This window comes from Nocardia otitidiscaviarum (genome assembly GCF_007362295.1).
In the GTDB taxonomy this organism is placed as follows: Bacteria; Actinomycetota; Actinomycetes; order Mycobacteriales; family Mycobacteriaceae; genus Nocardia; species Nocardia otitidiscaviarum.
Map to the genome: position 1 here is coordinate 2875363 of NZ_CP041695.1, position 21944 is coordinate 2897306.

Below are 21944 nucleotides of genomic sequence, written 5' to 3' on the forward strand. Positions count from 1 at the left end.
ATCGGTGGCGCGGGCCGATAGATTGATCTACGTGCCGATCACCGTTCTCGTAGTCGACGACCAGGAACTCATGCGCGCGGGATTGAAGATGGTGCTCGGCGCGCACCCCGACATCGAGGTGGTGGGGGAGGCCGACAACGGGGCCACCGCCATCTCCCACGCCGCCGAACTGCGGCCCGACGTGGTGCTCATGGATGTGCGCATGCCGGTCACCGACGGCGTCACCGCCACCGGGCAGATCATCGACTCCGGGTGTGGCAGCCGGGTTCTGGTCATGACCACCTTCGACCTCGACGAGCACGCCCTCGGCGCGCTGCGCGCCGGAGCCAGCGGCTTCCTGCTCAAGGACACCCCGCCCGAGGACCTCATCTCCGCCATCCGCAGCGTCGCCGCCGGTGACGCCGTGGTCTCCCCGAAGGTCACCAAACGCCTGCTCGACCGATTGATCGCCGACGATCCGGCCGGCGGCCGCGACCCGGGCGTGCTGGACGTCCTCACCGCCCGGGAACGCGAGGTGCTCGAACACATCGCCGCCGGCCGCTCCAACGCCGAGATCGCCACGGCGCTCTACCTCTCCGAGGCCACCGTCAAGACGCACGTCGGCCGGGTACTCACCAAACTCGGATTGCGCGACCGGGTGCAGGCGGTGGTGCTGGCCTACGAAACCGGACTGGTCCGCCCCGGCAGCGCGTGAAGTCCGGACGCCCGAACCGGGCCGGTGCGTACGGCCCACCGCATGGAAAAGGCCCGGCGGGTGGGCCGGTGTGGGAATGCTTACTCACTGCCTGTTGGTGAACTGATCGTTCCGCGTTGCCCGGTGATGGTCGTATCGACGCACGGTTCGTTGTCGGTGGCCTATGTCACACTCGCTGGTGATGAGCAGGCATACCACCTTCCGCTACCGGCTCGAGCCCACTGCCGAGCAGCACGCCACGCTGGCCCGGCACGCGGGCGCGGCGCGGTTCGCGTTCAACCAATGCCTGCACCTGGTGAAAACCGCTCTGACGCAGCGTGATACCGATCCCGAGCATTCGGTGCCGTGGACGCGGTTCAGCCTGATCAACGCGTTCAACGCCTGGAAGAAATCCGAGGCGGCCGGGCGGGTGTTCACGGTCGACGCCGCCGGGACGGCACAGGTGCGGGTGACCGGCTTGGTGTGGCGGGATCAGGTGTGCCAGCAGGTGTTCGAGGAAGCCGCCGTCGACTGCGGCCACGCCCTGACTGGCTGGTCGAACTCCCGGAATGGTCGCCGTAATGGCAAGCGGATCGGGTTTCCCCGGTGGAAATGCAAGCGGAGCACTCTTCCGGCGTTCCGGCTGCGTAACAAGCCCTCCAAGAACGGCCGTCCGTCGATCCGGATCGGTGACGGCGATATCCCCCGGTCGGTCACCCTGCCCGGACTCGGTGTGCTGCGGGTGCGGGAGGACACGCGCCGGTTGCGGCGGATGCTGGCCAAGGGCCGCGCGAGAATCCTCTACGCCACCGTCACCCAGCGCGGCGGCCGGTGGTCGATCAGCGTGGCCACCGAAGCCGCCGACCTGCACCCCGCCCACCACCACCGGCCCCGCGACCCCGGCGACGAACACGGCTGGGTCGGAGTGGATCGAGGACTGTCGGCGTTTGTGGTCGCCGCCACCACCGACGGTAGCGAGGTCGCCCGCGTCACCGCGCCGAAGCCGCTTGCTGCCGGGTTGGCCCGGCAGCGACGACTGTCAAAAGCACTGTCCCGCACGCAGAAAGGATCACGCAACCGAGACCGGGCCGACGCGCGGCTGGCTCGGCACCATCGCAAGACCACAGCGATTCGTCGTCACTTTCTGCATGAGGTCACCGGCATGCTGGTCAAGACCCACGACCGGCTCGTCGTCGAGGACCTGCACGTGGCCGGAATGCTCCGCAACCACACCCTCGCCCGGGCGATCAGTGATGCCGGGTGGGCCGAGTTCGCGCGCATCCTGCGCTACAAACAGCAGTGGCGGCACGGCATCGTGGTCACTGCTGATCGGTGGTTCCCGTCGAGCAAACGCTGTTCGCGTTGCGGCACCGTCAACCCGGAGCTGTGTTTGGCCGATCGAGTATTCGCCTGCGCGTGTGGGCTACGAATCGATCGGGATGTGAACGCGGCGATCAACCTCGCACACTGGCCCACCATCCACCAGAGCGTGTCACGATCCCCGGACCTCCCAGCAGGGGGCCGGGTCACCAACGCCCGCCGACGGGAAGGCGCTGACCGACACCGTTCGGGTGTCGGTGTAACCGGCCCGGTAGACGCGGGAACCGGCACTCGCCCGCTCGCGGTGTGAGTGCCGGACGCCCGAGAAGGGCGCTGTCGAGTAACCCCACACCCGGGCTACCCAACAGGCTGTCAGCGCGGGTCGATCATGCGGCGGGCCGTGCCCTGGCCGTCGTCGTACCACTCGGTGACGACCGTGCCGTCGACGACCTCGCCGTCGGGATCGACGACCACACCGCGATAGCCGTACGGGCCGACGGCGGCGGCGACCCGGCCCAGGCGGCGGGCGGCGAACGCGGCCACCGCCGGGCGCAGCAGGAAGCGGGTCGGCGGGGCCAGGGCCAGCAGGCCGAGCAGCGAGGTGAGCAGACCCGGAACGAACATGAGGATCGCGCCCAGCGTGACCAGCGCGCCGTCGGCGACCGCCGAACTCGGCGCGACCTCGCCGCGCGCGGCCCTGCGGAACTGCTCGAAGACACGCCGACCCTGCGAACGCACCAGGATCAGACCGGCCGCCGAACCGCCGATCAGCAGCAGGATCGTGGGGAAAACGCCGATGAGGTGGCCGAACGCCACCAGCGTGGCGACCTCGGCGACCAGATAGGCGAGGAACAACAGTGCGGGCATGGGGGCGATCCTTTCGGACGATCTACCCGGACAACGTCCGAATGCGCGAAATTTCTCCCGAATGGAACTGTGGCGCGGGGCACCCGGGCGGGACCGTGCTCGGCACGGCCGGAGGCTGGTCGGGGGTGCGGGTGGGGCGTGCGGCAGACTGGAGACTCGTGAGTACCCAGTTGCTTGTCGGTGGCCGTATCTACAGTTCGAGTAATCCCGACGCGACCGCCATGGCGGTGAGCGACGGGATCGTGGTGTGGGTGGGCCAGGACAAGCCGGGGCGAGCGCTGCATCCGGACGCGGAGGTCGTCGATCTCGACGGCGCGTTCGTGGCACCGGCGTTCGTGGATCCGCACGTGCACATCACCGCGCTGGGGTTGCAGCTCACCGGACTCGATCTGTCGCGGGCCGCGTCGCTGGCCGAATGCCTGGAACTGGTGCGGGAATTCGCGCGCACCCGGCCGCAGGGCGCGATCCTCGGCGACGGCTGGGAAGAGACGCGCTGGCCGGAGCGGCGAGCGCCGACCTCGGCCGAGATCGATGCCGCCGCCCCCGGCCGCCTGGTATATCTGACCCGGGTGGACGCGCATTCGGCCGTGGTGTCCAGCGCCCTGCTCGACGCGGTGCCCGGCGTGACCGAAGCCGCCGGCTTCACGCGCGGAGAACCATTGCGGGAGAACGCCCATCACCGGGTGCGTGCCGCCGTGCTGGACGGACTCGACCGCGCCCAGCGCGACCGCGCCCGGCGGGCCGCCCTCGACCACGCCGCCGCGCACGGCATCGTCGCCGTCCACGAATGCGCCGGACCCGAGATCAGCGGGCATGCGGACGTGGCCGAACTGCTGGAGTTCTCCCACGGTGTCGAGGTGCGCGTGTACTGGGGCGAGGCCGTGCGCACCGCCGACGAGGCCCGCACCCTGGTGAAGGAACTCGGCGTGCACGCCCTCGGCGGTGACCTGTTCGTCGACGGGTCCCTCGGCTCGCACACCGCCCGGCTGCGCACCCCCTACGCCGACCGCGACACCCGCGGCACCGCCTTCCTCGACGCCGACGCCGTGGCCGCCCACCTGCGCGCCTGCACCGAAGCGGGTATCCAGGCCGGATTCCACGTCATCGGCGACGCCGCCATGGATATCGTGGTGGACGGATTCACCCGCGCCGCCGCCGAACTCGGCGGCCCGGCCGTCGCCACCCGCGGTCACCGCGTCGAACACGCCGAGATGGTCGACGCCGAGCAGATCGCGCAACTCGCCGCCTGGGGCGTGATCGCCAGTGTGCAACCCGGATTCGACGCCGCCTGGGGCGGGGTCGACGGCATGTACGCCGCCCGCCTCGGCGCGGACCGCGCCGCCACCCTCAACCCCTTCGCCGCCATGGCCGCCGCGGGCATCTCCCTCGCGATCGGTTCGGACGCACCCGTGACACCGCTGCATCCCTGGGCGGCCGTCCGCGCCGCCGCCCACCACCGCACCCCCGGCCACGGCATCTCCCCGCGCGCCGCCTTCACCGCCGCCACCCGCGGCGCCTGGCGTGCGGGGGGTGTCCGCGACGGCGTCAGCGGCACCCTGGTCCCCGGCGCCCCCGCCTCCTACGCCGTCTGGGCGGCCGACGACCTGGTGGTCGCCGCGTCGGCCGACTCCGTCCAGCGCTGGTCCACCGACCCCCGCTCCCGCGTTCCCGGCCTCCCACCCCTCGACCCCACCGCGCCGCTGCCGCGCTGCCTGCGCACCGTGCACCGCGGGGTCACCATCCATGGCGATTGAATACATGGCGATTGAATCCAGGGCGAATGGACCCCTGCGGCACAGCACCCCGAGGCCCAGCTTCCCGCGGCATGGCACCGTCACTCGCGGCTGCGTCGAAAGCTGCTCGTCCACCCCGCCGCGCCGCCGCTCGTCCGTCGCGGGTCCGACGGCTGCGGCGTGCGTCATCCCCACCCGCAGGTCCGGCGAAACACGCTCCGCTCCTGCCGGATTCGGCGCAACCACGCGTCGACACCCATCGGGCGTGCCCGGTGCGGCGGTGAGCATCGGTGGTGGCAGCCGGTTCGCTGCGGTCCGGTCGTCGGTGCCACCGTGTCCCGTCGAACCGCAGGATCACGCGGGCGCGGTAGCCGAGGCGAGTCGACCGGGCGCGACATTCGGCTGGGGGCACCGCCTGCACACTGGGCATCGGGATCTCGGGACCGTGGATTTCGACGGCGGTCGTCGCGTGCACCGTCTTCACCTCGGCACGCGGGGGCGACCTCGGTGGGCACCGGTGCCACCCGAGGCGGTAGGCAGTGTGGTCGTGGTCTGCCGGGCCATCGGTAGCGGGACTCGATCGGCTGCGTGGAGGATACGGCCGTGAGTGACGGTGGGGCGGTGACGGACGCGGTGGACCTCGGTGGGGTGCGTGGCCGCGTCGGGGGTGTGGTGCGGCGGCATCCGGTGGTGGCACGTTCGCTGGTGGCCGTGGTGGCCGGGCTGTTGCTGTTCGCGAGTTTTCCGCCGCGCACGCTGTGGTTCCTGGCCCCGGTGGGCATTGCCGTGCTGACGCTGGTGGTACGCGACAGTGGGCGTGCGCGTGCGGGATTCGGGTACGGGATGCTCGCGGGGCTGGGATTCTTCCTGCCGCTGCTGCCGTGGACCGGGATCTATGTGGGACCGGTGCCGTGGTTGGCGCTGTCGGCGGTGTGCGCGGTGTACGTGGGACTGTTCGGCGTGGTCGCGCGGTGGGTCGGGCGGCTGCCGGGGTGGCCGCTGTGGGTGGCGGCCGGATGGTCGCTCACCGAGTGGCTGCGGTCGAGTTTCCCGTTCGGCGGATTTCCCTGGGGGAGGCTGGCTTTCGGTCAGGGTGACGGCTGGTACCTGCCGTACGCCATGCTCGGCGGCGCACCGCTGGTCAGTTTCCTGGTGGCGCTCACCGGTACCGGACTGGCCGCGCTGGCGGTCACGGTGCGGCGGTGGCGGGCGGGTGCGGAGGCCCCGGCCAACACCCTGGCCAACACCCCGCGTCGTTCCAGATGGGGAGCTTGGCGTCCCACATCCTGGAACTTGATTATTTCCGCGACCGTGCTTGTGGCTATCATTCCACTCACCGGAGTGATCCTCCGGACCGCGCTGCCCGGCCCGGAGGACGGCAACCGGCCGATCACGGTCGCCGCGATCCAGGGCAGCGTGCCCCGCCTCGGCCTGGACTTCAACGCCCAGCGCCGCGCGGTGCTGGACAATCACGTCCGGCGCACCGAGGAATTGGCCCGCGAGGTGGCCGCCGGTCGCGTCCCCCGCCCGGATGTGGTGATCTGGCCGGAGAATTCGTCGGATATCGATCCGCTGCGCAACGGCGACGCCGCCGCGCTCATCACCCGGGCCTCCGAGTCGATCGGGGCGCCGATCCTGGTCGGCGCGGTGCTGGTCAACTCCGATCGCACCACCACGAATTCGGTCATGGTGTGGGATGGCGCGAACGGTCCGGTCGACCGCCACGACAAGAAGATCATCCAGCCCTTCGGCGAATACCTGCCCTACCGCGAGTTCTTCCGGCACTTCTCCGAATACGCCGATCGCGCCGGATATTTCGTGCCCGGTGCGGGAGACGGTGTGGTGGACGTGCCGACCGCGGCCGCCGGAAGCGTGCCGATCGGCGTCGCCACCTGCTACGAGGTCGCCTTCGACCGCGCCTTCGAACAGTCGCTGCGCGCGGGCGCGGAAATCCTCACGGTGCCCACCAACAACGCCACCTTCGGCAAGAGCGAGATGACCTACCAGCAGCTCGCCATGTCGCGGGTGCGCGCGGTGGAGCACGGTCGCGCACTGGTGGTCTCGGCCACCACCGGGGTGAGCGCGATGATCGGCGCGGACGGCCGAATCCAGCAGCAGACTGCCCAGTTCGTGCCCGCGGCGCTGGTGGCCGAGTTGCCGCTGCGCACCGAGACGACACTCGCCACGCGGATCGGCCCCGCGCCGGAGTATGTCTTGTGTATTCTGGCCGCGGCCGCACTCGTGGCGGCAGCGATCCGCCGGCGAACGACCACCCCCGCACCGCCGGCCGACCAGGACGCAGCCGGATAACCGTCCGGCTCCACACGCGAGGTGGCCCGTGCCCGGCGCGGGGTGTGATCGGTCCGAGCCGGAACAGCCCTGCCGTTCGTGGCGGCGGCGCGTATGAGGGACGCCCGCCGAACCCGCCTGCCGCAGCTTCACCTGATGTTAGCTAAGTCACAGTAGCGCCGCTGGTATCGCGCACTCTGAATCCTATCAATACTGGTAGATCACGGTTTTCGCGAAGTTTGCGGTGAGGTAGCTAATCAATAATCCACTCCGCCAACGAGGTTCGTTGCCGGACAACTCGAGATCGCCACCAGTCCGGTCGGCGGGATGCACCGAATCATAGGGCGTGGATCACGTCCTACGACTACACGCGTGCGCGTGGCAGTCGCAGCGTCGGGTGCGGTGCTCGGGGAGTTGCGTCAACAGCGGCAGAACGGAGTGATTGATGAGTTCATTGGCCACGGATCGCGTCGACCAATGCTCTTCTGGTGAATTCTCAGCACAACCTTTCGCGCTGTCGCCCGCGCAATCGGCCCTCTGGTATGCCCAGCGCATCCGGCCCGATATTCCGCTCACCATCGCGCAATACGTGGAGATCCACGGCGATCTCGATGTCGGCCGCCTGCTCTACGCCATCGAGCGCTTCGGCTCCGAAACCCAGGTGGGCCATGTGCGACTCGCGGAGATCGACGGCATCCCGCACCAGGTGGTCGACCCCAGCTGGCGGCCCGGCTGGGCGCGCATCGACCTGCGCGCCGAACCCGACCCCCGGGCGGCCGCGCTGACCTGGATGAACGAGCACGCCAGCTCGGCCATCGACATCGAACACGATCCGCTCACCATCAATGTGGTGCTGCGGGTCGGGGATTCGGAGTACTTCTGGTACTCGCGCGCCCACCACATCGTCATCGACGGCTACGGCGCAATGAACGCCGTCACCCGCACCGCGGAGATCTACAGCGCGCTGGAGAACCACACCGAACCGGTGGTCTCCCGCGCGACCCCGCTGGCCGGCATCTACGCCGACGAATCCCGCTATCGCGAGACCACCCGCTTCCTCAAGGACGGGGAGTACTGGCGCGAACAGCTCGACGGTGTGGGCGATCCCATCACCCTGTCCGCCGCGGGCGCGGTCGCCACCGTGGCCGACGCCGGCCGCCGGCTCGCGACCGCGGTCCTGGCTCCGGCGCTCGAGGACACCGTCGCCGCCACCGCCGCGGCCCTGGGCACCAACTCCTCCACCCTGTTCGTGGCGGCGCTGGCCGGCTACGTGCGCGGTGTCACCGGCACCCAGGACGTGGTGCTCAGCCTGCCAGTCTCCGCCCGCACCACCGTGGCGCTGCGTCGCTCGGCCGGTGTGGTGTCCAATGTGGTGCCGCTGCGCATCCGCTTCACCGACGAGAGCACCGTCGCCGACACCGTGCGCGCGGTCGAACTCCAGATCACCGGCGCGCTGCGGCATCAGCGCTACCGCAGCGACGACATCCGGCGCGACTGCGGCTACTCGCGTGACGCGCGCGGCTTCTTCGGGCCGATGGTCAACATCATGCTGTTCCACAGCGAATTGCGCTTCGGCAGTCTGGTCGGCTCGCTCAACATCATCTCCACCGGCCCGGTCGAGGACCTGTCCATCAACCTCTACAACGGGGAGGGCGGGCGCACCCACATCGACTTCGAGGCCAATCCGCGGCTCTACGGTCCCGCCGAACTCACCACCCACCACGGCCGTTTCCTCGACTACCTGGACCGATTCCTCTCCGCCGCACCCGAGACCGGCGTCGCCACCCTGCCGGTGCTCACCGACGACGAACGCGATCGCGTACTGCGCGAATGGAATTCGACCCGGGTGGCCCGACAGGAGGGCACCCTCGCCGGACTCTTCGCCGACCGGGCCGCCGCCTGCCCGCACCGCGTCGCCCTGGAATTCGAGGGCGAGACGCTCACCTACGCGGCCTTCGACGAGCGCGCCAACCGCCTCGCCCGCGAACTCGTCGCCCGCGGCGCGGGTCCGGATACCGTGGTGGCCCTGGCCATTCGGCGCAGCATCGACCTGCTGGTGGGCATGTACGCCGTCGTCAAGGCGGGCGCGGCCTACCTGCCCCTCGATCCGGACCACCCGGCCGAGCGCATCGGACAGGTGCTGGAACAGGCGCATCCGCTGTGCGTGCTCACGGTCACCCGCGACGCGCTGGACCTGCCCGTGGCCGAGCGGCTCGATATCGACACCGCCGACCTGTCCGGGCACAGCCCGCGCCCGATCACCGACGCCGATCGGCGGGCCCCGCTGCGCGCCGAGCACCTGGCCTACGTCATCTTCACCTCCGGCTCCACCGGTAAGCCCAAGGGCGTCGGCGTCAGCCACGCCGCCATCGTGAACCGACTGCGCTGGATGCAGCACGCCTATCCGCTCGACAGCGGCGATGTGGTGCTGCAGAAGACCCCCGCCACCTTCGACGTCTCGGTGTGGGAGTTCTTCTGGCCCTTGCAGATCGGCTCGCGGCTGGTCATCGCCACCCCGGACGGCCACCGCGACCCCGCCTACCTCGCCCGGGTCATCGCCGAGAAGGGCGTCACCACGGCGCATTTCGTGCCGTCCATGCTGTCGGTCTTCCTCACCGACACCGATGTGCGCGGCTGCACCGGGCTGCGGCGGGTGTTCTGCAGCGGTGAGGGGCTGCCCGCCGCCACCGTCGCCGAATTCCACGCCGCCCTGGGTTCCGGGCCGGATGCCCCGCAGCTGCACAACCTGTACGGCCCCACCGAGGCCGCCGTGGACGTCACCGCCTGGCACTGCGCGCCCGGCGCGACCGATGTGCCCATCGGCTCGCCCATCTGGAACACCAGCACCTATGTGCTCGACGCTCGGTTGCAGCCGGTCGCTCCCGGGGTGGTGGGTGAGCTGTATCTGGCGGGTGTGCAGCTGGCCCGCGGCTATCTGGGTCGGGCGGGCCTGACCGCCGACCGGTTCGTGGCCAACCCCTTCACCCCCGGCGCGCGCATGTACCGCACCGGCGACCTGGTGCGCTGGCGGGTCGGCCGCGTGGGTGTGCTGGAGTACCTGGGCCGCAGCGACTTCCAGGTCAAGATTCGCGGCCTGCGGATCGAACTCGGCGATATCGAGGCCGCCCTGCTGGCGGATGCCCGGGTCGCCCGCGCGGTCTGCGTGGCCCGGCGCGGTCGCGGCGGTGACGATCTGGTCGGCTACGTGGTGGCCGCGCCCGGCGTCGCCGAACTCGACACCTCCGAGCTGACCGCCGCCCTCAAGCGCACCCTGCCCAGCTACATGGTGCCGGCGGTGCTGGTTCCGCTGGACGAACTACCGCTCAGCGCCAACGGCAAGGTGGACCGCAAGGCCCTGCCCGATCCCGGGGCGGGGCCGCGGCGACCGGTGCCCACCCCGGCCGCGCCCCGCACCGACGTGGAGCAGCGGCTCACCGGCATCTTCGCCGAGGTGCTCGGCGTCGACGAGATCGGTGTGGGGGAGAGCTTCTTCGACCTCGGCGGCAATTCACTGTCGGCCGCCCGCGCCGTCGGCCGGATCAACGCCGCGCTCGGCGGCACGCTCACCATCCGCGACCTCTTCGAACACCCCACGGTCGCGGCACTGGCCGCGCACTTCGACGACCACGGCCCCGACGATTCCTCGCCGCGACTGGTGGCCGGGCCGCGACCGCGGCACATCCCGCTGTCGCAGGCCCAGCAGCGACTGTGGATCCTCAACCGCTTCGACGAGCACGCGGCCGCCTACAACATGCCCCTGGCCGTGGAACTGACCGGGGCGCTGGACATCTCGGCACTGCGCGCCGGTCTGCTCGACGTGCTGGAACGGCACGAGGCGCTGCGCACCACCTTCCCGGACTCGCCGGAGGGACCCTGCCAGCTGGTGCACCCGGCCTCGGAGATACCGCTCACCCTGGACCCCATCGACGCCACCGACGCCGATGTGGTCGCCCTGGCCACCGAATACGCCGGTTACGGCTTCGATCTGCGCAGCCAGGCCCCGATCCGGGTGGCGCTCTACGCCACCGGCCCGGACACGCACGTCTTCCTGGTGGTGCTGCACCACATCAGCGGCGACGGCTGGTCCATCGCACCGCTGGCCCGCGACATCATGACCGCCGTCGCCGCCCGCACCGCCGGGCACGCCCCGGACTGGACGCCACTGCCGGTGCAGTACGCGGATTTCGCGCTGTGGCAGCGGGAACTGCTCGGCGACGAATCCGATCCGGCCTCGGCACTGGCCCGGCAGCTGGCCTACTGGCGGTCGGCCCTGGCCGAGCTGCCCGATCAGCTGGACCTGCCCCTGGACCGGCCGCGCCCGCGGCAGCGGTCCACCGCGGGCGGCCGCGTCGAATTCACCATCGCCGCCGAAACCCGGCGTGCCATGGCCGAATTGGCGGCCGAACGCGGCGTCAGCGTGTTCATGGTGCTGCACGCGGCGCTGGCCGCGGTGCTGGCGCGGCTGTGCAATACCGGTGATATCGCCATCGGCACCCCCATCGCGGGCCGCACCGATCCGGCGCTCGAGGATGTCGTCGGCATGTTCGTCAACACCCTGGTGCTGCGCACCCGGGTGGATCCGGCGGCCGGATTCGATCGCATGCTCACTGAGGTCCGCGATACCGACCTCGATGCCTTCGCCAATGCCGACGTGCCGTTCGAACGCCTGGTGGAGGTGGTGAATCCGGAGCGCTCCGCCGCCCGGCATCCGCTGTTCCAGGTCATGCTGTCCTACGACAACACCCCGGACCTGCGCATCGACCTGGCCGGGCTGTCGTCGCGGGTGCTGCCCATGGCCGTGGACGTGGCGAAGTTCGACCTCCAGCTCACCGTGCACGAGCCCGGCCCGGGCGGCGACGGTGCGCCGGACGGTCCGCTCACCGCCGAATTCGGTTATGCCACCGACGTGTTCGACCACGCCACGGTGGAGGCCATCGCCCGGCGCTTCACCGCGGTGCTCACCGCGGGTGTCGCCGATCCGAGCGTCGCCGTCGGCGATCTGCCGCTGCTGGACGTCCGGGAAACCGCGAAACTGGTGCCCATCATGGGATCTCCGGCCGAACCGGCGGTGACCCTGGCCCGGCTGCTCACCGACACCGCCGAACGCGTGCCCGACGCGGTGGCGGTGCGCTACCTGGGCGTCGACACCACCTACCGCGAACTCGACGAGCGCTCGAACCGGTTGGCGCGCGTGCTCATCGAACACGGCGCGGGCCCGGAGGTGGTGGTGGCCATCGCGCTGCCGCGCACCCTGGACTGCGTGCTCGCGGTCTGGTCGGTCGCCAAGACCGGCGCCGCCTACGTGCCCATCGACCCGGACTATCCGGCCGACCGCATCGCGCACATGCTGTCCGACTCCGGGGCCATGCTCGGGCTCACCGATCCCGAATATCGCGACGCCATGCCGGACTGGCCGGGCAGCCGCGGCCGCCACCGCAAGTCCTACGTGGACTGGCTGCTCATCGGCTCCGCGGAACTGGCCGCCGAATGCGCCCGATTCCCCGATACCCCGCTCACCGACGCCGACCGGCACCACCCGCTGCGCATCGCGCATCCGGCCTACCTCATCTACACCTCCGGATCGACGGGCACGCCGAAGGCCGTGGTGGTGACGCATGCCGGTCTGGCCTCGCTGGCACATGAGCAGATGCACCTGTTCCGGGTCACCGACAGCGCCCGCACCCTGCACTTCTCCTCACCCAGCTTCGACGCCTCGGTGCTGGAACTGCTGCTCGGCTTCGCGGCCGGCGCCACCATCGTGGTCGCGCCCGCGGGAATGTACGGCGGCGCGGAACTGGCGCGCCTGCTGCGCGAGGAGCGGGTGACGCACGCCTTCATCACGCCCGCCGCGCTCGGCACCGTGCCTCCGGAGGATCTGGACGACCTCGAGGCCGTCATCGTCGGCGGTGAAGCCTGCCCGGAGGAACTGGTCCGGACCTGGACCGATCCGCGGGCACGCGGGGGCGCGGGCCGCCGCATGCACAATATGTACGGCCCGTCCGAGGCGACCGTCGCCGCCACCGCCACCGGACCCATGGAGGCGGGGCGTCCGGTGCCCATCGGCCTGCCCGTGCGCGGTATGCGGCTGTTCGTGCTCGACGGGCGACTGCATCCGGTACCGCCCGGCGTGGCGGGGGAGCTGTACCTGTCCGGGCCCGGCCTGGCGCGCGGCTACCTGGGCCGCCACGGTCTGACCGCGCAGCGCTTCCCGGCCAATCCGCACGGCCGCCGCGGCGAACGCATGTACCGCACCGGCGATCTCGTGGTCACCGACGGCACCGGCCAGCTGCGCTTCCTGGGCCGTGCCGACGATCAGATCAAGATCCGCGGCTTCCGCATCGAACTGCGCGAGATCGACCATGTACTGCGCGCGCACCCGGGCGTCACCTTCGCGCTCACCGTGGTGCACTCCGACGAGCGCGGCACGCCGCGCCTGGTCGGCTACCTCACCGCCGAGGGCGATGTCGACACCGCCGCGGTGCTGGAGACCGCGCGCGGACGCCTGCCCGGGTACATGGTGCCCGCGGCACTGGTGATGCTCGACGCCATGCCGGTCTCGCCGTCCGGCAAACTCGACCGCAAGGCCCTGCCCGCACCGGATTTCGCCGCCGCGACACCCTCGCGCGCGCCGGAGACCGACACGGAGAAGCGGGTGGCGCAGACCTTCGGCGCCGTCCTCGGCATGCCGGTGGCGGGCGCCGACGACAACTTCTTCGACATGGGCGGCAATTCGCTGCTCGCCACCCGCCTCACCGCCGCCCTGCACGCCGAGTTCGGGGTGGAGCTGCCGGTGCGCGCCATCTTCGAGGTGCCCACGGTGGCGGGGGTGGCCGCGCGGTTGGCGGAAGCGCCCCGGACGCAACGGGCGGCGCTGGCTGTGCATGCCCCGCGTCCGGAACGCATCCCGCTGTCGCTGCCCCAGCAGCGACTGTGGTTCCTCAATAGATATTCCCCCGAATCCAGCGCCTACAACATCGCTTTCGCGCTGCGAATCAGCGGCGACCTGGATGTGGCGGCGCTGCGGGCGGCCCTGGCCGACCTGATGCGGCGGCACGAGGTGCTGCGCACCGTCTTCCCGGAGGATGGCGACGGCGCGCACCAGGTGGTCCTGGACGCCGCGGGCTGCCTGCCCGACCTGGCGGCCGTCGAGCTCGACGCGGCCGAGGTCGACGCCGAACTGGACCGGTTCGCCCAGCGCGGCTTCGACCTCGCCCGGGAGATTCCGCTGCGGGTCAGCCTGCTGCGCACCGGATCCCACCAGCACGTGCTCGGCATCGTGCTGCACCACATCGCCGCCGACGGCTGGTCGCTGGGACCGCTCACCCGGGATCTGGCCAACGCCTACACCGCGCGGCGCGGCGGCGCGGCCCCGGTCTGGTCGCCGCTGCCGGTGCAGTACGCGGACTTCAGCCTGTGGCAGCGCGACTGCCTGGGCGCGGAATCCGACCCGGACAGCGCCGCCGCCACCCAGCTCGCCTACTGGCGGCACGCACTGGCCGATCTGCCGGAGGAACTGCCGCTGCCCTACGACCGGCCGCGCCCGAGCGAGCCGACCCAGCACGCGGCGGCCGTGCGCTTCGAGGTGGCCGGCGACATGCAGCAGCGGCTCGCCGATATCGCCCGCGCGCACGGGGTGTCCACCTTCATGATGCTGCGCTCGGCGCTGGCGGTGCTGCTGCGCATCGTCACCGGCGGGCGCGACATCGTCATCGGTACGCCGGTGGCCGGACGCACCGACACCCGGCTCGACGACCTCGTCGGCATGTTCGTCAACACCCTGGTGCTGCGCTCGGATGTGCACCCGGACCGGCACTTCGGCGAACTGCTGCAGGCCGACCGCGATACCGAACTCGCGGCCATGGCCCATGCCGAGGTGCCCTTCGAACGGGTGGTGGAGGCGCTCGGCGCGACCGCGGGCGGCCTGCGGCCGCTGCTGCAGGTGGCACTCACGGTGCAGGACACGCCGCGCCCGGTGCTGCAACTGCCCGGGCTGGCGCTCGAGGCCTCCGAACTCGATATCGCCCGCGCCAAATTCGATCTGGAGCTGCGGGTGCTGCCCGGTCCCGACGCCGAGCAGCGGGCCTACGAATTCGTCTATGCCACCGAGCTTTTCGATCGGCACACGGTCGAGACCCTGGCCGAGCGGCTGGTGCGCGTCCTGGATGCGATCAGCATCGACCCGCGGGTGCGCATCCGCGATATCGACGCCCGCACCGATGCCGAATGCGAACTGCTCGCCCCGGCGTGGGGCCCCGCGCCGGAACCGCAGTGCAGCCTGGCGGCCTACTTCGCCGCCACCGCGCACCTCAACCCGGACCGGGTGTTCCTCAGCGCCGACGGCACCGAACTCACCTACGTCGAGGCCGACGCCTACTCGAACCGGCTGGGCCGCGCTTTCATCCGCCGCGGTATCGGACCCGGCGACCGGGTGGCGCTGGGCCTGACCCGCTCCCTGGAATCGGTGCTCACCGTGCTCGCGGTGGCCAAGGCCGGGGCGGCGTTCGTGCCCGTGGACCCCAATTATCCGGCCGACCGGATCCGGCACATGCTCACCGACTCCGGCTGCCGGGTCGGGGTGAGCATGTCCGATCACGCCGCCCGGCTGGAGGCCGCCGCCGACGGCCACGCCATCGACTGGCTGCTGCTCGACGATCCCGGCCTGATCGAGGAATTCGAGGCCGTGGACGGCGGTCCCATCACCGATATGGACCGGATCACCACGCTGTGGACCGGGGATCTGGCCTACGTCATCTACACCTCCGGATCCACCGGGCGACCCAAGGGCGTGGCCGTCACCCACGGCGGACTGTCCAACTTCGCCGACGAGATCCGCGAACGCATGCGCGTCGACCGTGATTCGCGCACCATGCACTTCTCCTCGCCCAGCTTCGACGCGGCCGTTTTCGACCTGCTGCTGGCCGTCGGCTCCGGTGCGACCATGGTGATCTGCCCGCCCGATGTGTACGGCGGCGACGAACTGGCCGCGCTCATGGACCGCGAACGCGTCAGCCACACCTTCATGACCCCGGCCGCGCTGGCCACCATCGACCGCGACCGGTGGGAGCTGCCGCACCTGCGGGCCGTCATGGTCGGCGGTGAGGCGTGCGGGCCGGAACTGGTGGCGCGCTGGGCACCCGGGCGGATGATGTTCAACGGCTACGGTCCCACCGAGACCACCGTCGTCATCAGCATCGCCGGACCCATGGTGCCGGGCGATCCGGTCACCATCGGCACCCTGGTGCGCGGGGCGCGGGCGCTGGTCCTCGACGAACGGCTGCGGCCGGTGCCCGTCGGGGTGCCGGGCGAGCTGTACCTCGGCGGTATGGGCGTGGCGCGCGGCTATTTCGACCGCTTCGGGCTCACCGCGGCCCGATTCGTGGCCGACCCGTACGGCCCCGAAGGCGGGCGGATGTACCGCACCGGCGATGTGGTGCGCTGGACCGGCACCGGAGAACTCACCTACCTGGGCCGCAGCGACCACCAGGTGAAGGTGCGCGGCTTCCGCATCGAACTCGGCGAGATCGACGCCGTGCTCACCGGGCATCCGGGAATCCGCTTCGCACACACCGAGGTTCGCGAGATCGCGGGCACCCCGCGGATCGTGTCCTTCGTACTGCCCGCCGACGGCGGCGCATTCGACCCGGAGGCCCTGCGCGCACACGCCGCCGACCAGCTGCCCGCCCATATGGTGCCCAGCAGCCTCACCCCGCTCGACCGCATTCCGCTCACCCCGGTCGGCAAACTCGACCGCGACGCCCTGCCCGCACCGCAGGCGGTGGTGGCGGCGGTCTCCCGGGCCCCCGAGACGGACACCGAGCGGCTCGTGGCCGCCGTGATGGCGGAGCTGGTGGGCGGTGAGGGCATCGGCGCGGACGACTCGTTCTTCGAGATCGGCGGCAACTCGCTGCTGGCGACCCAGCTGGTGGCACGACTGGCGGCCGCCACCGGGACCCGGCTCGAGGTGCGCACCGTGTTCGCGGCCCCGACCGTGGCCGGACTCGCCGCTCAGCTCGACGCCGGAGCCGGTACCGCCGAACTGCGGCCCGAACCGCGCAAACAGACACGGCCGGAACGGGTTCCGCTGTCGGCGGCGCAGCGACGGCTGTGGTTCCTGGAACGCTTCAATGCCTCCGGGGACGCGGAAACCCTGGGTGCGTACAACATTCCGGTCGCCCTGCGCCTGCACGGCGACCTGGACGTAGCCGCCCTGCGCGCCGCCGTACACGCGGTGCAGCGGCGGCACGAGACGCTGCGCACCGTCTTCCCGGAGCTGGACGGCGAACCCAGTCAGGTGGTGCTCGACGCGGACGCCTGCGCCATCGCGCTGCCCGTGCGCGGCGCGGACCCGGAGCAGGTGCACGCCGAGATCCAGCGCATCGCCGCCGCCGGATTCGACCTCGGCACCCAGGCCCCGCTGCGCGCGGAGCTGCTGCGCCTGGCCGCCGACGACCACATGCTCGTCCTGGTGGTGCATCACATCGCCATGGACGGCTGGTCGCTGGGACCCCTGGCGGCCGACGTGGCCGCCGCCTACCGGGCGCACGTCGCCGGACAGACCCCGGAGTGGCCGGAGCTGCCGGTGCAGTACGCCGACTACACGCTGTGGCAGCGGGACGTCCTCGGCCGCGAGGACGATCCGGAATCGGTGATCAGCCGTCAGCTCGACTACTGGCGCACGGCCCTGCACGGCATTCCGGAGCTGCTCCAGGTGCCCGCCGACCGGCCGCGCCCGCCGGTGCCGAGCTACCGCGGCGGCACCGTGAACTGCCATATCGACGCCTTCACCCACCGCGAGCTGCAGGCCGTGGCGGCCGAGCACGGCGTGACCATGTTCATGGTGCTGCACGCCGCGCTGGTCACCCTGCTGCACCGGCTCACCAGCGGGGACGACATCACCGTCGGCACGCCCATCGCCGGACGCGGCCACCCCGCGCTCGACCGCATGGTCGGCATGTTCGTCGGAACCCTGGTGTTGCGCAGCCGGATTCGCGGCGGGGCCACCTTCGCCGAGCTGCTGCACCAGGTGCGTGACACCGACCTGGAAGCCTTCGCCCACGCCGACGTCCCGTTCGAGCGGCTGGTCGAGGTGCTCAATCCGGTGCGCTCCCAGGCCCACCACCCCATGTTCCAGGTCATGCTGTCGGTGCAGAACCAGCCGCTGCGCGTGCTCGAACTGCCCGGCCTGCGCATCGAGGCCGACGACGCCGACCCCGGCATCGCCAAATTCGATCTGCAGTTCACCCTCACCGAGGCGTGGAGCCCGGAGCGCGAACCCGACGGCATCACGGTGAACGTGAACTACGCCGCCGACCTGTTCGACGAGGCCACCGCGCGGCGGCTGGGTGAGCGCTTCGTGCGGCTGGTCAGCGCGGCCGCCACCCATCCCGGCACCGCGGTGGGCGATCTGGAACTGCTCGACTCCGACGAATGGTCGGCGCTCGCGCCGGTGCGGGGCAGCACCCCCGGACGGCCCATCACCTTCCCACAGGTGTTCGAGGCCGCCGCCAATGTCGACCGGCAGGCCGTGGCCGTGCGCGCCGCGGGCACCCAGATCTCCTACGACGCGCTCGACCGCTGGACCAACCGGCTGGCCCGGGTGCTCATCGGACAGGGCGTGGGACCGGAAACCCTGGTCGCCATGGGCATTCCGCGCTCGGCCGAATCGGTGGCGGTCATGCTGGCCGTCGCCAAGGCGGGCGCGGCGTTCGTCCCCGTCGACCCGAACTATCCGGAACACCGCATCAGCCATATGCTCGCCGACTCCGGCGCGGTCATCGGCATCACCCTGGCCGCGCACCGGCAGCGCATGCCCGACGGGGCCAACTGGACCGTGCTGGACGCGCCGTCGTTCCGGCGGCGGGTGCTGGCCACCTCCGACGCGCCCATCACGGACCTGGACCGGATCCTGCCGCTGCGCATGGACAATCCGGCGTACGTGATCTACACGTCCGGCTCCACCGGCACCCCCAAGGGCGTGGTGGTCACCCACGGCGGCATCTCCAACTTCGCCGCCGAGACCGCCGCCCGGTTCGAGGTGCGGCCCGGCTGCCGCATCCTGCACTTCGCCACCCCGAGTTTCGACGCCGCCATGCTCGACATCCTCTTCGCCCTCGGCGGGGCGGCCACCCTGGTCATCACGCCACCCGGCGTGGTGGGCGGCGCGGAACTGGGTGAGGTGTTCCGGGAAGAGCGCATCACCCACGCCTTCATCACCACCTCCGCGCTCGGCACCGTCGATCCGACCGGGATCACCGAGATGCGGCACATCCTGGTGGGCGGTGAGGCGCTGCCGCCGGATCTGGTCACCCGGTGGGCCAACGGCACCAGCAAGCTCTACAACGTGTACGGGCCGACCGAGACCACCATCGTCACCGTCATGTCGGAGCCGATGGGCGAGGGCGTGCCCATCACCATCGGCGAACCCATCCGGGGCGTGCACGCCACCGTGCTCGACGGGCGGCTGCATCCGACGCCCGCGGGCGTCACCGGCGAATTGCAGCTGGCCGGACCGGCATTGGCGCGCGGCTACCTGCACCGGCCGGGGCTGACCGCGCAGCGGTTCGTGGCCAATCCGTTCGGCAAACCCGGTGAGCGCATGTACCGCACCGGTGACCTGGTGCGCTGGTGCGCCCGCGACGGGCGGGTGCGCGATCTCGAATACATGGGCCGCACCGACCATCAGGTCAAGATCCGCGGCTTCCGCATCGAACTCGGCGAGATCGACGCCGCGCTGGCCAAACATCCGGCGGTGGAGTTCGCGCACACCATCGGCCATCGCACCCCGGCGGGCGTGACGGCGCTGGTCGCATACGTGAAGCCGCGCGCCGGCAGCGCGCCGACCGTCCTGGAGTTGACCACCTTCCTGGCCGACCTGGTACCGAATTACATGGTCCCGCAGTCGATCATGCTGCTGGACCGGGTGCCGCTGTCGCCGGTGGGCAAACTGGACCGCAAGGCGCTGCCGGAACCGGTGTTCACCGCCCGCGAGGGCTACCGGGCCCCGACCAACCCCACCGAAGCGGCGCTGTGCGCGGCCTTCGCCGATGTACTCGGCCTCGACAGGGTGGGCGTGGACGACGGCTTCTTCGAACTGGGCGGCAACTCGCTGCTCGCCACCAAGGTGGTGGCGCATCTGCGCGCCGACGGCATCGCGCTGCCGGTGCAGGCCATGTTCGGCGAATCCAGTCCGGCCGCCATCGCGCACAAGCTGCAGGAGGCGCACGGCGATCTGGACTCGGTGCTGTCGGCCGCGCTGGAACCGGTGCTGCCCATCCGGACCGGAGCCACCATGACCGGAGCCCCGCTGTGGTGCGTGCACCCGGCCATCGGGTTGTCCTGGTGCTTCGCGGGCCTGCTCGCACACCTGCCCGCCGACCGCCCGCTCTACGGCCTGCAGGCGCCGCACGTGAACGGCGCGGACAGCCACAGCTCCGTGGTGGAGGCCGCGAAACACTATGTGGCGCAGCTGAAGACGGTGCAGGCGGAGGGGCCGTACCACCTGCTCGGCTGGTCGCTGGGCGGCCTCATCGCCCACGAGATGGCCGTGCAGTTGCAGGATGCGGGCGACGAGGTGGCGCTGCTCGGGCTGATGGACAGCTTCCAGCTGTCCGACGAACTGCTCGAACGCGGCATCCCGTCCATCGCCGACATCATCGGTGAGTTCGGTAGCGACCTGCTCGGGGGCGATACCGATATCGATCCGCGGATGAACCTGCAGGAGGCGGCCGAACTGCTGCGCAACCGGCCCGGCCCGTTCGCCGCGCTCACCGTCGAGCATCTGGAACGGCTCTACGTCGGCTGCACCAATGGCGTCACCCTGGCGCACGGCTTCCGGCCGCGCGTCTTCGACGGCGACATGCTGTTCTTCACCGCCGCCGACGACGAGATCAACCGCGCCCACCCGGACCGCTGCGCCGACGCCTGGCAGCCGTACGTCACCGGCACGGTGCACGACCACCTGGTGCGGTGCCGCCACTCCGGGATGACCACACCGGAATCACTCAGCGTGATCGGCCCGGTACTGCGAGAACAACTGGGCGGCAACGCAACCGAAGGGGAGGAGACCCGATGAGTCTCGCGGTGGAGATCTCCGGACTGGTCAAGTACTACGGCAAGGTGCGGGTGCTGGACGGGATCGATCTGGAGATCCCGTCCGGGACCGTCATGGGACTGCTCGGACCCAACGGAGCGGGCAAGACCACCACGGTCCGCATCGTCACCACCCTGCTGCGCCCCAGCGCGGGCACCGTGAAGGTGGCGGGCGTGGACGCGCTCAAGGAGCCCGCCCGGGTCCGCACCCGGCTCGGGCTGTCCGGGCAGTACGCGGCCGTGGACGCCAACCTGTCCGGCTTCGAGAATCTGCGGATGGTGGCGCGGCTGTACGGCATGAGCCACCGGCAGGCCGCCGGGCGCGCCAGCGAACTGCTGAGCGCGCTCGGCCTGGAATTCGCGGCCGGACGGCGGGCGGGCACCTACTCCGGCGGTATGGCGCGCCGCCTCGACCTGGCGGGCGCGCTGGTCTCCCGCCCGCCGGTGGTGGTGCTCGACGAACCCACCACCGGACTCGATCCGCGCGCCCGCCTCGATATGTGGCGGGTGATCGGCGACCTCGTGGACGACGGCACCACCGTACTGCTCACCACCCAGTACCTGGAGGAAGCCGACCTGCTCGCCGACCGGATCACCGTCATCGACCGCGGGCGGGTCATCGCCCGCGGCTCCGCCGACGAACTCAAGACCTCCATCGGCGGCGACAAGCTGACCGTCACCCTGGCCACGGGGCAGGATCCGGCCCCGGCGCGCAAGGTGCTGGCCGAGGTCGGCATCGGCGAACCGACCTACGACGAGGGGACCGACCAGGTCGTGGTGGTGGTCTCCGACGGCACCCGCACCATGGTCGAAGCGTTGCGGCGGCTCGACGACGCGGGCGTGCACGTGGTCGACGCGTCCGTGCACCGGCCCAGCCTCGACGACGTATTCCTGTCGCTCACGGGCACATCCGCGAAACAGCCCGCGCCGCGCCCGACGGGCGTCCAGGAGGAAGTGCTGTCGTAACCGGCAGC

General features: G+C 71.0%; 7 protein-coding genes. 6 read left to right on the top strand and 1 reads right to left on the bottom strand.

From position 1 onward, the window contains the following. Positions 1-31 precede the first annotated feature (31 nt). Positions 32-694 (top strand): response regulator, encoded by a 663-nt coding sequence (locus FOH10_RS12615; protein WP_143980842.1) that lies wholly within the window; start codon positions 32-34, stop codon positions 692-694. A gap of 181 nt (positions 695-875) precedes the next feature. Beyond that, entirely contained in the window at positions 876-2303 is a 1428-nt protein-coding gene (locus tag FOH10_RS12620) for an RNA-guided endonuclease TnpB family protein (protein WP_186000813.1), read from the top strand. A gap of 62 nt (positions 2304-2365) precedes the next feature. Here the strand turns inward: FOH10_RS12620 and FOH10_RS12625 are convergent, their stop codons facing one another. After that, the gene (locus FOH10_RS12625; protein ID WP_039809601.1) at positions 2366-2860 is read right to left on the bottom strand and encodes an FxsA family protein; all 495 of its coding nucleotides are present in this window, start codon (positions 2858-2860) and stop codon (positions 2366-2368) included. A 158-nt stretch (positions 2861-3018) separates the two neighbouring features. On the opposite strand from FOH10_RS12625, the gene FOH10_RS12630 reads away from it, so the two are divergent. From FOH10_RS12630 to FOH10_RS12645, 4 genes are all read left to right on the top strand, one after another. Continuing rightward, positions 3019-4614, top strand: a complete 1596-nt coding sequence (locus FOH10_RS12630) for an amidohydrolase (protein WP_186000814.1) — start codon at positions 3019-3021, stop codon at positions 4612-4614. Positions 4615-5241: 627 nt separating this feature from the next. Further along, a complete protein-coding gene (gene lnt, locus FOH10_RS12635; RefSeq protein WP_244962072.1) occupies positions 5242-6903 on the top strand; it encodes an apolipoprotein N-acyltransferase in 1662 nt (553 codons plus the stop codon). A 424-nt stretch (positions 6904-7327) separates the two neighbouring features. After that, positions 7328-20953, top strand: coding sequence for a non-ribosomal peptide synthetase (locus FOH10_RS12640; protein WP_143980845.1), 13626 nt, complete (start codon positions 7328-7330; stop codon positions 20951-20953). Further along, complete coding sequence (locus tag FOH10_RS12645) at positions 20950-21936, top strand: ATP-binding cassette domain-containing protein (protein WP_143980846.1); 987 nt, start codon at positions 20950-20952, stop codon at positions 21934-21936. Before FOH10_RS12640 ends, FOH10_RS12645 begins: the two co-directional genes overlap by 4 nt. Positions 21937-21944: the final 8 nt, after the last annotated feature.